Consider the following 13,826-nt stretch of genomic DNA (forward strand, 5'->3'; position numbering starts at 1 on the left):
TTTCAAGAACAAATCAGTTTCTCTATCGAAATTCGGAAAAGAATATAAGTGCTTCTTTTATTATCGAAACTCTTGATGAACTTTCTATCAAGATTAGAAAGCCAACAGTGGTCGTCTTAGATAATGCTAGTGTTCATACTGCACGTAAAGTCAAAGAACTCTTGAAAGTGTGGCAAACAAGAGGCTTGTATATCTTTTACTTGCCTCCTTATTCGCCACACTTAAATATTATTGAAAGGCTTTGGAAAGAAATGAAACAATCTTGGATAAAGCCTGAAGACTATATTTCTGTTGATAATTTATTCTATGCAGTTGATAGAGTCTGCTCAGTCATTGGTAAACAGTTGTTTCTTCAATTTTCAAAAGCTCATTTTTAGTTATACTTTAAAATGTCTCAATACTTAAGACAAAAGTATTTAATACTAATTCCAATTATTGTTTTGCGATTACTGCCTTAAAAAAACTATGAATAGAACCACTATTAATACGCTTTTTTGCGTTGTACTCACAAAAAATAATTATGAATTAGTTATCAATTATTTTTGCCTTAGCACTTTAATCTATTTTTTTAATAATAAATGTTGTAATGGGCGATGTGTTTTATTCTTTAAAATTATTGTCCTTAAATTGTTGAGAGACAAATTATTTTACTTATGAAAATACAATCCATTATCAACAAAACAGGGAAGCCTGAAATCTACGAAAAAGGGTCTTCATTTATGTGGACCGATCCATATATTGCACAGCAATTATTACAAGTTCATTTAAATCCTGATATAGATCTTGCGAGCCGTAAATCAACAACCATTGAGAAAACTGTTCAATGGATTTTGAAGAACGAAAATGGAACTTCAAAACTTGATATTCTAGACTTAGGATGTGGTCCCGGCTTGTATACAGAAAGGTTTGCCAAAGAAGGTCATAATGTACGAGGTATTGATATCTCAGAAAATTCCATCAATTATGCCTCTCAATCTGCGAAAGACAAAAACTTAACGATTGAGTATCAAAATAAAAGTTACCTAGAGATAGATCTAGGCGAAGAAAAATATGACCTGATTGTTTTAATTTATACTGATCTAGGAGCTTTAATTCCTAAAGAGAGAGAGGTGTTGCTACGTAAAATCTTCAAAGCTTTAAGGCAGGGTGGTACTTTTATTTTTGATGTATTGAATGATAAAGAATATACTGATAAAGTATCTCCAAAGGAATGGGAATCTGCTGAGGCTGGTTTTTGGAAGGGAACTCCCTATGTCGCGTTGACAGAATCATTTTTGTATGAACAAGAAAAAGTAATTTTATCTCAACATACAATCTATGATGATGATACAATCGAAATCTACCGTTTTTGGACGCATTTCTTTTCCCAAAGTGACATTCTAGAAATATTACAGCCTATAGGTTTTCAATCTATCACCTTTAGAAATGATATCCTTCCAGAAAGCGATATGTGGAATGGCGATAATGTGAATTTTACACGCTGTAAGAAATTATAAGCACAAAAAAAGCCTCCAAAAAATGGAGGCTCTCAAAATAACTTTTTGGTGTGGATTACTCAGCACCTAATTCTACTAACTTGAATCCTTGGCCGTGAACGTTTACGATACGTAGGTTGTCATCCGGCTTTAAGAATTTTCTAAGTTTAGTAATATATACGTCCATACTTCTTGAGTTGAAGTAGTTGTCATCTAACCAAATTTTCTTTAATGCTAGAGATCTGTCCATAATTTCGTTTTTATGGATAGCTAAAAGACGTAATAACGCAGACTCCTTAGAAGTAAGGCGTTGCTCATGACCGTCTTCGTTGTATTTCAACATTTGAGCATTAAAGTCAAAAGTAAACTTACCAATCTCGAAAATAGTTTGTTTTTCTTTTGAGTCAGTTTTACTCTTTGTTCTTCTTAAGATAGATGTGATACGAGCTAAAAGCTCTTCCATACTGAATGGCTTTGTGATATAATCATCAGCACCCACTTCAAATCCTCTCAACGTATCTTCTTTCATAGATTTCGCTGTTAGGAAAAATATTGGAATATCCACATCTGATTTACGGATACGTTCTGCAAGAGTATAACCATCCATTTTAGGCATCATCACATCGAAGATACATAAATCATGATCACCGTCTTGATACGCTCTTAATGCTTCCTCACCATCTTGAGTACGTGTTACATCAAAGTTTTTAACTTCTAAATACTCAGTAAGTAACATTCCTAAGTTTGGATCATCCTCCGCAAGTAAAATTTTAATCTTGTCCATTTTCAGATATTGGTAGTTGTATAATAAATTCACTTCCTTTGCCAAGCTCACTCTTACAACGTATGTTGCCTTTGTGTGCTTCGACAATATTTTTGACATAGCTAAGGCCTAAACCGAAACCTTTTACATTGTGAACGTTGCCTGTAGGCACTCTGTAAAATTTATCAAAAATTTTACTAATATGCTCTCTTGGTATCCCTTGACCTTCATCTTTTATATGAATTTCCAGCATTTCTTTCTTTCGTATGGCTGAAAGGTCAATTTTTGGTGCCTCCGGAGAGTATTTATTAGCATTGTCTAACAAGTTAAAAATAATATTAGATAAATGTAACTCATCCCCCTTAACATTTACCTCACCGGCTGCCCAATTGAAGGATAATTGTCCTCCGCGGTCCTCAATCTTGATCAAGGTGTTCTCATATGCAACCTGCATTATTTTATTCATGTCCACATCCACGTTTCGGAGTTTTAAATCGCCACGTTCAATTCTGGCAATCTGCAGTACTCTTTCCACCTGTCTGCTCAAACGCTGATTTTCATCTTTTATAACACTGAGATAGCGTCCTGTTATACTTGGCATTTTCTGTACGTCTGGGTCCATCAATGCTTCAGTCGCTAACGCCACGGTTGATATAGGGGTTTTCAACTCGTGCGTCATATTACTAATGAAATCGTTTGTTATTTCTGAAATACGTTTCTGGTCAATTATAGTTTTAGCTGCAAATATGAAAGTAAGAAGTGTTAACAAAATAAACCCTAAAGAGGAGAAGAGTACAAATCGCATTTTACTGATCAAAAACTTGTTTTCCTGGGGAAATTCTAAATATAAAGTGTTAGAATTATCAAAAAGATCCTTTGGAAATAAAGTGACATGATAAGCACTCTTAATTATTTTGGCGTTTCTTTCCACATTACTGCTCATAATGACCGTTTCTCTATCGCCTTCTCTCTGTAAAACGGCAAAATCATAAACCGTTTTAAGACCTTTGTTCTCAATTTCCTGACTCAGCAATGAATCAAGCATTTCAAAGTTCACACGGTCTTGTAGCATAGTATTCTCAGCCAGAATCATCTCACTTACCACCTGATTGACCAAGTCTGTCTTCTTCATGATCAAATCCATGGCAATGTCCAGCCTTTTGCGGGCTGTGGAATCCGATGTGATATTGCTGACTACTTGAGGCTGATTGGTAGAATCGTTCATGCCATATTTTGAACCTTCAATATTTGAAAGCATCGTCTTAGTGGCCTTGCCCGATTTCTTGATTTCCGCCTTTTCTTGTACTTTATAAGCTATGCCTTGTTTGGCTAGTTTATCAGAACTGATCGTTTGAGATATCTTAATGTTCTGTTTACTAGTCCAGTAAGCTTCCTGTTTTACAGAATCGTATCTTACATTGATATCACTGTTGGTAACAGAAATATCATCTAAATATCTTTTTGTTACTTGTAGAACTTCTTGCTGTTCAAGTCTTTTGACAACATTGGTAAGTAGCTCACCAACTTCCTGTTCGAAGTGGCTTTTGCGTTCTTGAATAGCTTCCTTGATCCAATAATACTGGAGTGCCGCTAATCCGAACATTGCAATACACATCAAAGTGATTATAGTAATGAGCCTTCTTTTTGCCATATTATATTCTTTCGATAAGAAGTAAATACTACTGTTGATAATCTACTTATAGTACAACTTAAAAGTATATTATTCTTTTTCTTAGTAGTTTGAAAACACTAATTTTTTATTTGTAAAATCAATATGTTAAAAGTAACATTGATCACTGCAAATAAAAGTAATGTTTTACATTTTATTTAGTATTTAACAAATCTTATTTTAATTCTACAATAAATACTTATTTTTTGTTTGTTTCGGTATAAAGGGATTTTGCAATATTATTATTCATAATCATCATTATGCAATACAATATTATTATTTCTGAGAGATAAACTTATAATCTTTGTTTACACTTTACATTTATATTCTAAAATAAATGAGGGCCTGACTCAGGAATAGGTTGTTTTGTATTTCTATACGTTATTATTGAGGTAGTGAGCAATGATATCTAAAGTGTATGTCGTTATTAAGTGATGTTTGATGATGTGCTTTATGTAGGACAGGGCTATTGCAAGTTGAAAATAAGTACATCCTTCTTTAGTATTATCTGTTCATATCTCTATTATTCATCAGAGTTGCATTTTTCCTTGAAGTAGAATAAAATGAAAGAGGCATTTTTTTTAAGATTATTTCAGTCTCTTTTTACTATTAAAAGTGAGTAAGTGTTCATTTAAATCGCCTTTTATGTCTTTTTCTATCGGTTGAAATCGCTCTATATTTAGCTGTAAAAGAGGTTGATTAGAATCTATTAAGAATAAGTGGTAAATATTAAGTATTTTTTACAAGTATTACCTAACGGAGTAAAATGCTGAAAAATAGGGGTTTGAATTTATTATTGGTATCTATTTAATTTTGTTAGCAAATCAAGTAAGGAAAAGACTTTAATTAAGTAATTCAAGTTTGTATTATTGTATTAACCAATTAAGGCTAAGACCTCAAAGATACTTCAGAAAATCAACGATTTTAGCTCAGTGGTCAGAGCAAAACTTAATTTATTAAGTTGAGGCGATGGGTTCGATTCCCATATTTCGTTCTCATAGTAGAAAGTAGCAATGAGAAATAGCGAAAAAGAAGGCTTGTTTTACGAGCCTTTTTTTTATGTCTAAATATGAAATAAAACAGCCATAATACAAGATTATGGCTTTGGTTTATAATTTTCTGACATCTTGATAACTTCCGTTAGGTGTATTTAAAAGAGAAGGAATAAGCTTTGCAATCATCTTTCCAGCTTCTTTACCGTTTGGCATGGCCTGTGTTCCTCTAGCATCTTGCAGACGCTGCATACTTGGAAACTCCTCGTGGTTTACTTTTTCACATAAATAATCCTGCATGCCTGTATCAATCAAACCAGGGGCTAGAGCAGTGAAGTGTGTTTCTTGATGCTCAGCGGCGTATAGTTTGATCATCATATTAAAAGCGGCTTTTGAAATAGAATAACCTGACCATCCTTTGTTGCCATTGATAGAAGCACCCGATGAAATGCCCACAACTTGCTTTACTTTAATTCCTTTTTTAAATAAAGTATCTAAAACCACTTTATTGCTCCAAAGGTTCACATCCATCACATTTTTCATGTTGGAAATATCAGCATCCACCATTGACTTTATCTCACCGAGCACACCTGCATTAAGAATCACCAGGTCCAGTTCAGTAATCCCTTCAAGAGCTTTTTCCACAACCTGCTCAATAGCGTCGAAATCTTCTAGATCAATGTTGTTTTGTTTGAAATTAGGATGGGCTGTTAATTCAGTATCCTCAGTTCTGCTGAAACCTAAAACTTGATTTCCTTCTTGTAAAAAATACGTTGCAAAACCTTTTCCTAAACCTTTGCTTGTACCTGTAATAAAAACTGTACTCATCTATTTTAATCTCTCTATTAGTGTATCGTAAATAATGTCTGCATGAACCCTTGAGTTTTCAATAAACCATGTATTTGTCCTCATTCCACCACAAACTACTCCAGCAAGAAATAAATTTTCAATGTTTGATTCATGTGTCTCTGCATTATAAGCAGGAGTTTTAAGTTCATCTTCTGCAAGGCTAATTCCCATTTTAGAAAGGAAATCAAAGTTGGGCTGATACCCTGTCATTGCCAGCACAAAATCATTTGGAATTTCTACTTCATTTCCTTTTGATTGAATCACAATAGACTTCTCTTTGATCTGTTTAACCTCGCTTTCAAAATAGCACTGAATGCTTCCTTCTTTGATTCTATTTTCTATATCAGGTTTCACCCAGTATTTTACTCTATCATTGATTTCTTCCTCACGAATAATCAAAGTGACTCTAGCTCCTTTTCTGTACGTTTCTAAAGCGGCGTCAATAGCAGAGTTAGCCCCGCCGATGACTGCTACATCTGTAAATGCATACAAATGCGGGTCATCATAATAATGCTTTACTTTCGGGAGTGATTCACCTTCTACATTCATTAAGTTAGGAATATCATAAAAACCGGTGGCAATTGTAATACTGTAGGCTTTATAGGTCGTTTTGCTTGTAGAAACTTCATAGACCAACTTTCCATTTTCTTCTGTCGCTTTGATCCCCAAAACTTCCTCAAACAAGTGCACGTTCAAATTCCAAAGCGTTTGTACTCTTCTGTAATATTCCAGTGCTTCTCTTCTTACCGGTCTGTGATTGTGAGAAACAAAAGGTGTGTCACCAATTTCCAGTTTCTCAGAAGTGGAAAAGAAAGTCATGTTCACCGGATAGTTGTAGAGTGAATTCACCAAACATCCCTTTTCTATAATGATATGGGAGAGGTTACGCTTTTTAGCGGCAATTCCGCAAGCCATTCCAATAGGACCTCCACCCACAATCAGTGAATCGTATATTTGCTGTTCCATTATTTTTTCATTCTTATAAAGTTGACCTTGTCCTGTACCTTTTTCAAGTATTCTTTGTCTTCTAGTAATGAAAACCCAAAATCATTAATAGAGAGGGCGAGGTCTATATGTTCAGTTTCTGTTAAGTCTTCAAAAGTGGCAGTAAGGTGTGCTTTCTTACCATTCTGGAAAGTGGCATACATTGAAATCACTACCGTATTTACAGTCGAATAAACAAGTCTTCCACAATGCTTGTAACGTTCCTGCATAATGGGGGAAGCCATGAGTGGTGCTTCTACTGTTTTGTGCCATTCTTTTTCCATTCCTCCCTTAAATAAAGTTCTCTCATTAATTTTCTGCATCAGAAGGTTAAAATCAGAAACCAAGCCTAATGGCATTTTATCGGAAAGCAAAGAGGCATATTCTTTATGTTTGCCTGGAATAAACTCAAACGTATCAATTTTTTCCCCTAAAGAATCTTGAGCAAGTGTATCAAATAAGGCAAAAGCATCTTTTCTAAAATCGTTTGCATTCTGGTTTTTAATTTTATCAACAAACTCTTGATGTGGAATTTGGTAAGGGTTGTGGATGTAGATATTGGCTGAAGAAATAGGGAAAAGGCCGGTAGTATTGTACATCTGAAAAGTTTGTACGGCTGATTTTACGGAATCTGCACCAAGTCTTGAGATCATATAATCACCGTTAGCGTCGTTACCGAAATTGATGATACCGCTGACAATCTCTCTCATTCTCACCTTTTTATTCAGCAGTTTTCTCGTTTTGGTCAAATAGTCATTCCAGACTTTCATCTTATTGCTTGAAGCATCAAAACGAGCCACATCCACCAAAGGAACTCTTTCAGTAGGGGAGAAGTTTTTATTTTCAATTTGCCTTACGTACTCCAAAGTAAAAAGCCAGTACACAAGACCATTGACATTTGATAATTGTTCATCGTTCCATTTAATCAGTTTTCCCTCTGTATCATGATAGGTCAAATGGAACTTTTTAGGGTTTTTCTCCATAAACTCTAAAAAGTAAGGCGGCGCCTTGATGTCCTGACCTTGTAGAAAAGGAGAGCTGAAAATGATAAGTACGATTAATAAAAAATAGATTTTCATATATGTTTGATAGTAGATCAACCAAAAATAAAAGTCTTCTAATAGTTTAACTGTTGCTATTAGAAGACTTAAAGATAGTTACGGTTTTATTTAATCACTAAAATGATGTGTACTATTCTATGATCATCAATTTAGCAAAAGTAAGAATCAAGGTTTTTTTGCCTACTTCCTCAAATTGGATTGTAGCTCTTCGGTCCAGACCTTCTTCCGTTACTTTTTCTACTACACCATCACCAAATTTCATATGTCTTACTGTAAGACCATCTTTTATTTCATCTGATTTTGAAGGAACAAAAGGACGGTCATCTTTAGGTTTTACAACTTTTTTCGTGAAGTTGGATGGAGCTTGACGCAAAGATCTGTAATTAGAGAATCCTGGAACATTGCCTGGGCCAAGGTCATCATTGATACTGCTTCTCTTCATGCTTATATATTGAGGTGCAATTTCATCAATAAATCTACTTGGATCGCACATAATTGATTTACCGAAACGGTAACGCTGCAAGGCATAAGTCATGAACAGCTTAATTTTGGCCCTTGTGATGGCTACATAGAAAAGTCGGCGTTCTTCTTCAAGGTCCGCTCTTGTTTCCAGCATCATCTGTGAAGGGAAAAGGTTCTCTTCCATTCCTACCAAAAATACATAATCAAACTCCAGACCTTTAGACATGTGGATGGTCATTAAAGTAATGGCATCAGACATATCTTCTTTTTCAGCTGAAGTGATTAACGAAATTTCTTCCAAGTAGTTCGTCAAACTTTTATCTTCCTTCTCAGGATCATCCGTGAAGCCTTGAATACCGTTGAGAAGTTCTTGAAGGTTATCATATCTGTTTTTACCCTCAACTGTTTTATCATCATAAAGTTCCTTTAAAATACCCGATCCTTTGGCAATAAATGAAGCCAATTCGAAGGCATTTTTAGACTCCATTTGCATTTGGAATACTTTGATCATATTTGCAAAGTTTTCCACTTGCGTAGCCACTCTACCACCAAAGAAGCGTCTTACATTGGCCACGACATCCCAAATGCCCAGCTTATTTTCAGCTGCTTTTACAAATAGATTGTTGACCGTTGTAGGACCAATTCCTCTTTTAGGGTAATTGATAACTCTTTTAAAAGCTTCTTCATCTTTAGGGTTGGTTACAAATTTCAAATAAGCCACCATATCCTTGATTTCCTTTCTCTGATAGAAAGAAAGACCTCCAAAAATTTGAGCTTTGATACTCAGTTTTACCAAGGCTTCCTCTAGTGCTCTTGATTGAGAGTTGGTTCTATATAAAATTGCGATGTCCTGAGCTGGAATATGATCTCTCATCATCGCTGTTTGAATACTTTGAGCCACAGCTTTTGCTTCATCCAAATCCGTAGCAGAACGGATCACCTCAATACGTTCACCAATAGCGTTTTGTGTAAAAGTATTCTTTTCAAGCTGATTTGTATTATGCTTGATCACAGAGTTGGCTGCCTCTACAATGGTTTGTGTAGAACGGTAATTCTGCTCTAGTTTGATGACTTTCAGTTCAGGGTAATCCTTTTCAAAATTCAAGATGTTTTGAATGTTGGCCCCTCTAAATGCATAAATAGATTGTGCATCGTCACCCACCACACAAATATTTCTATTCTTAGCGGCTAGTTTTCTTGTAATATAATACTGAGAGATGTTGGTGTCTTGAAACTCATCAATCAATACATATTTAAACTTATGCTGATATTTGTTGAGTACATCTAAGTGCTGATGGAAAAGTACATTGGTATTAAAAAGAAGATCGTCAAAGTCCATCGCATTTGCTCTGAAACAACGGATCGCATATTCTTTATAAATCTCAAAAATCTTCGGTCTTCCTGTCGCCTCATCCTCTAGTCTTCTGTCATTGTTCCCTTCGTAGGCTCTCCATGAGATCAGGTCATTTTTAGCCGCAGAAATTCTACTCAATACCACACTTGGCTTATATAGCTTATCATCCAGACGGAAGTCTTTTACCACACTTTTGATTACTGATTTGGCATCTTCCGAATCGTAAATCGTAAAGTTGGACTGATACCCAAGTTTATCCGCTTCAAAACGTAAAATTTTGGCAAAAACTGAGTGGAATGTACCCATCCATAGGTTTTTCGCTTCATCACCAACAGCTTCTACAATACGCTCACGCATTTCTCTTGATGCTTTGTTGGTAAAAGTAAGAGATAAGATTTGGAAAGGTTCAACACCATTGGCAATCAGGTGTGCAATTTTGTAGGTCAAAACTCTCGTCTTACCAGATCCGGCACCAGCAATAATCATCATTGGGCCTTCCATATTTACAACAGCTTCTCGCTGTGGCGGGTTTAATCCTTCTAAATAATCCATACTTTTTTATTTCTGCGATTCGAATTGCGAATTTACAACCACTTTGTTACATTTTTATACATTACACCTTCATTTTCGTTAAAAAGATGCACAAATAAATGTCAACTCTAAACTGTTGAGCATTTTAGGTGATGTATTAAACAAAAAAAGACAATAAAAAGTTATTAATGTACAGTGAAAAAGAATCGATCTTAAAATTTCTTAAAAATATTTTCAGAGAAATGAACCTTTTCAGAATTTTAGAAACAGCATTTTTAGTGATTTTCCTTGAATTACGTGGTATTATTCCAATTTAATGTAAATACATTTTGCTTTTCTAGATGATATTTTGAAATTAAGGAACGAATCGTTTCACACCGAAACAAGAAAACTTTCTAAAGAAATATAGATGACTTTGAATTAGCCCCCTTTTGACTATGGATTTTACTATCAATTTTGGACAACGTCCTATCGAAAATGGAGATTTACTGCTTTCAGAACCTTTCATGAAGGATCGCAACTTCGAGCGCTCTGTGATTTTAATATGTGAACATGATGAACAAAAAGGGTCGTTCGGCCTGATTCTCAACAAGCCCTCTATGGTGACTATTGAAGAAATAGAGTCACGTTTGGCTATAGATAGTCCAATTTATGTCGGTGGGCCAGTTGAACAAGATACTTTGCATTATATCCATAAGTTTAAAGACATCACCAACGCGGTTCCATTGAAAGATGGCATTTACTGGGGTGGTGACTATGAGGAAATTCAAGAACTCAATACACAAGGAGTACTGAATGAAAGCAACTGCAGGTTCTTTATGGGATACGCAGGCTGGGAAAATCAGCAGCTTAGAGGGGAATTGAAAGAAGATTCGTGGGTGGTTTCTAATGCTAGGTTGAATCATATATTAGATGAACCTGTAGACGATATTTGGAAAAATACTCTTGAAGAAATGGGAGGAAAGTATAAAGTATTTGCCAACGCCGCGAAGAATATTAGAATGAATTAGTAGATTTTTAAAATAGATCCTACGATATTGTATAGCCTTTAGTGATTTTTGACGCTAAAGGCTATCTTTTTGAACAAATAAAATACTTACATGAGCAATCCACTATTAGAGAATTTTGCAGGCCCATTTGGAACGGCACCGTTTTCAGCAATCAAAGAAGAACATTTTATTCCCGCTTTTGACGCCGCTATTGCAGAAGCGAAAGAAAATATAAAAGCATTAGAAAGTAATACAGACGCACCTACTTTTGAGAATAGTGTGGTCGCATTAGAGCATTGTTCTGATACTTTAGGTAAAATCAGCAGTATATTTTTTAACCTGAATTCAGCGGAGACTAATGACGAAATTCAGAAAATAGCACAAGAAGTCTCTCCAAAACTAAGCTCATTACATAATGATATACTTTTAAATGAGAAGTTATTTGAGAGAGTAAAGGCAGTTTATGAGCAAAAAGATACACTAGGTTTAGATGTAGAAGATACTCGTCTGTTAGAAAAAACATATAAAGATTTTTCGTTGAATGGAGCGGAATTAAACGCAGAAGACAAAGAAAAATTAAGAGAGGTTGATTTAAAATTATCGAAACTTTCATTGACATTTGGAGAGCACGTTTTGGCGGCTACAAATGCCTATGAATTAGTGATTGAAAAGGAGGAAGATTTAGCTGGTTTGCCAGAAGCTGTGGTAGAAGGTGCGGCAATGACAGCAAAAGAAGCGGGTAAAGAAGGCAAGTGGCAATTCACTCTACAATACCCTAGCTATGTTCCTTTTATGACTTATGCTGAAAATAGAGCATTAAGAAAAGAGTTGTTTACTGCTTTTGGAACAAGATGTTTTGATGGTGGAGAAAATGATAATCAAGAAATCGTAAAAGAAATTGTTCAATACAGAAATGAAAAAGCTAAATTGTTAGGTTTTGAAAATTATGCAGATTATGTATTGGAGAAGAGAATGGCTCCTTCGCCGAATGCTGTAGTTGACTTTTTGACAGATTTAGAACAAAAAGCACACCCTGCAGCAAACAAAGAGGTGGAGGATGTAGTTAACTATGCAAAGGAAAACGGTGCAGAAGAAGTGCAGCGTTGGGATTGGGGCTTCTGGTCTGAAAAATTGAAGAAGGAGAGATATGCTATTGATGATGAAGCATTGAAGCCTTATTTCAAGTTGGAAAATGTATTGAATGGCGTTTTTGAGGTATCTTCAAAACTTTATGACTTACATTTCGAGGCTAGAACCGACATCGATAAGTATCATGAAGACGTCATGACTTATGAAGTGAAAGATGGTAAAGGAAGACATATTGCGGTTTTCTATGCTGATTTCTTCCCAAGAGCAGGAAAAAGAGGCGGTGCATGGATGACTTCTTTCAGAGGACAGTCAATTTACAATGGAGAGGAAAAAAGACCTCATGTTTCTATTGTTTGTAATTTCACAAAGCCAACTGAAACAAAACCATCATTGTTGACTTTCAATGAAGTGACAACGCTATTCCATGAATTTGGGCACGCATTGCATGGTATGTTGGCGGAAGGAAAGTATGAAAGCTTGACAGGAACGTCTGTGTATTGGGACTTTGTAGAGTTGCCGTCTCAAGTGTTAGAAAACTGGTGCTATGAAAAAGAGGCATTAGATCTTTTTGCCAGCCATTACGAAACAGGAGAGAAAATTCCTCAAGAAATGATTGATAAGATCAAAGCGTCATCTACTTTCTTGGAAGGTTATCAGACACTGAGACAAGTAAGTTTTGGCTTATTAGATATGTCTTACCATCAGTTGCATGATGGAAAAGTGGCAAATGTAAGTCAGTTTGAGGAGAAAGCCATGGAGCCAACAGCAATTGAAACACTGCCGAAAGTAGATGGTGTGAATATGAGTGTTGCCTTTTCACATATTTTCCAAGGAGGATATGCGGCAGGTTATTATTCTTACAAATGGGCGGAGGTGCTGGATGCTGATGCTTTTGAATTATTCAAAGAAAAAGGAATTTTTGACAAGAATACGGCAAGCAGCTTTAAAGAAAATATTTTATCAAGAGGCGGTATTGAAGATCCAATGGAACTTTATAAGCGTTTTAGAGGTGAAGAACCAAAGGTGGACGCCCTTCTGAGAAGAGCCGGGTTGTTGAACTAATAAAAAAGTAGTACCTTTGTTTATATCACAAAAATTGTTTGAACAAATAAAAGGTTATCCTTTCTTAATTATATAGTTATGATAGATGTAACAGATGCAGCAGCAAAGCGCATTATTGAACTAAGAGAACAAGAAGGTCGAGGAGATGATCAAAATGTTCGTGTTTCTGTAAAAGGAGGAGGATGTTCTGGTTTGATGTACGACTTAACGTTCGATGCGGAAGTAAAAGACACAGATGACATCTTTGAAGAAAAAGGTGTGAAAATCTACGTAGATAAGAAGAGCTTGCTGTACTTAGCAGGCACTACATTAGATTTTTCTGATGGTTTAAATGGTAGAGGCTTTCAATTTGTAAATCCAAATGCAAGTAGAACTTGTGGTTGCGGAGAGAGTTTTTCCATTTAAGAAAAATCACTTAAAACAAAAAATAGTCATAGAATACGTTCTATGGCTATTTTTTTTGTTTAAAAGGTACTGTATCATTTAAATAAACTGAAATTATTTATACATTTACCTAATTAGAATATTTTCTTTTTACCAAGAAGA

11 protein-coding genes and 1 tRNA gene are annotated in these 13,826 nt (G+C 35.3%); 6 read left to right on the forward strand and 6 right to left on the reverse strand.

All coding sequences use genetic code 11. The features are described 5' to 3' along the window. Both HHU12_RS02450 and HHU12_RS02455 read left to right on the forward strand, forming a co-directional pair. Positions 1-377: transposase (locus tag HHU12_RS02450; protein ID WP_205959760.1), on the forward strand; the 377-nt coding region annotated here is incomplete at its 5' end. A 276-nt stretch (positions 378-653) separates the two neighbouring features. Continuing rightward, a complete protein-coding gene (locus HHU12_RS02455; RefSeq protein ID WP_169654669.1) occupies positions 654-1,496 on the forward strand; it encodes a class I SAM-dependent methyltransferase in 843 nt (280 codons plus the stop codon). Between the two features lie 55 nt (positions 1,497-1,551). On the opposite strand, the gene HHU12_RS02460 is transcribed toward HHU12_RS02455, so the two are convergent. Then, positions 1,552-2,259 carry a response regulator transcription factor gene (locus tag HHU12_RS02460; RefSeq protein WP_044204205.1) on the reverse strand — a complete coding sequence of 236 codons (708 nt, stop codon included), beginning with the start codon at positions 2,257-2,259 and terminating at the stop codon, positions 1,552-1,554. After that, positions 2,246-3,889 carry a sensor histidine kinase gene (locus HHU12_RS02465; protein WP_169654671.1) on the reverse strand — a complete coding sequence of 548 codons (1,644 nt, stop codon included), beginning with the start codon at positions 3,887-3,889 and terminating at the stop codon, positions 2,246-2,248. Before HHU12_RS02465 ends, HHU12_RS02460 begins: the two co-directional genes overlap by 14 nt. A 936-nt stretch (positions 3,890-4,825) precedes the next feature. On the opposite strand from HHU12_RS02465, the gene HHU12_RS02470 reads away from it, so the two are divergent. Then, a tRNA-OTHER gene (locus tag HHU12_RS02470) sits at positions 4,826-4,901 on the forward strand. Between the two features lie 115 nt (positions 4,902-5,016). Here the strand turns inward: HHU12_RS02470 and HHU12_RS02475 are convergent. From HHU12_RS02475 to HHU12_RS02490, 4 genes are all read right to left on the reverse strand, one after another. After that, on the reverse strand, positions 5,017-5,727 hold the full coding sequence (locus tag HHU12_RS02475) for an SDR family NAD(P)-dependent oxidoreductase (protein WP_169654673.1): 711 nt from the start codon (positions 5,725-5,727) through the stop codon (positions 5,017-5,019). After that, the gene (locus tag HHU12_RS02480) at positions 5,728-6,714 is read right to left on the reverse strand and encodes a YpdA family putative bacillithiol disulfide reductase (RefSeq protein WP_169654675.1); all 987 of its coding nucleotides are present in this window, start codon (positions 6,712-6,714) and stop codon (positions 5,728-5,730) included. After that, positions 6,714-7,811, reverse strand: coding sequence for a hypothetical protein (locus HHU12_RS02485; RefSeq protein ID WP_169654677.1), 1,098 nt, complete (start codon positions 7,809-7,811; stop codon positions 6,714-6,716). Before HHU12_RS02485 ends, HHU12_RS02480 begins: the two co-directional genes overlap by 1 nt. A 112-nt stretch (positions 7,812-7,923) precedes the next feature. Next, a complete protein-coding gene (locus HHU12_RS02490; RefSeq protein WP_169654679.1) occupies positions 7,924-10,161 on the reverse strand; it encodes an ATP-dependent helicase in 2,238 nt (745 codons plus the stop codon). A gap of 416 nt (positions 10,162-10,577) precedes the next feature. On the opposite strand from HHU12_RS02490, the gene HHU12_RS02495 reads away from it, so the two are divergent. The 3 genes from HHU12_RS02495 (at position 10,578) to HHU12_RS02505 (ending at position 13,685) form a co-directional block, all read left to right on the forward strand. Next, entirely contained in the window at positions 10,578-11,150 is a 573-nt protein-coding gene (locus tag HHU12_RS02495; protein ID WP_169654681.1) for a YqgE/AlgH family protein, read from the forward strand. Positions 11,151-11,240: 90 nt separating this feature from the next. Further along, positions 11,241-13,280 carry a M3 family metallopeptidase gene (locus tag HHU12_RS02500; RefSeq protein WP_169654683.1) on the forward strand — a complete coding sequence of 680 codons (2,040 nt, stop codon included), beginning with the start codon at positions 11,241-11,243 and terminating at the stop codon, positions 13,278-13,280. A gap of 78 nt (positions 13,281-13,358) precedes the next feature. Continuing rightward, positions 13,359-13,685, forward strand: a complete 327-nt coding sequence (locus HHU12_RS02505) for a HesB/IscA family protein (protein WP_169654685.1) — start codon at positions 13,359-13,361, stop codon at positions 13,683-13,685. Positions 13,686-13,826: the final 141 nt, after the last annotated feature.

Source organism: Flammeovirga aprica JL-4 (assembly GCF_012844305.1).
Taxonomy (GTDB): domain Bacteria; phylum Bacteroidota; class Bacteroidia; order Cytophagales; family Flammeovirgaceae; genus Flammeovirga; species Flammeovirga aprica.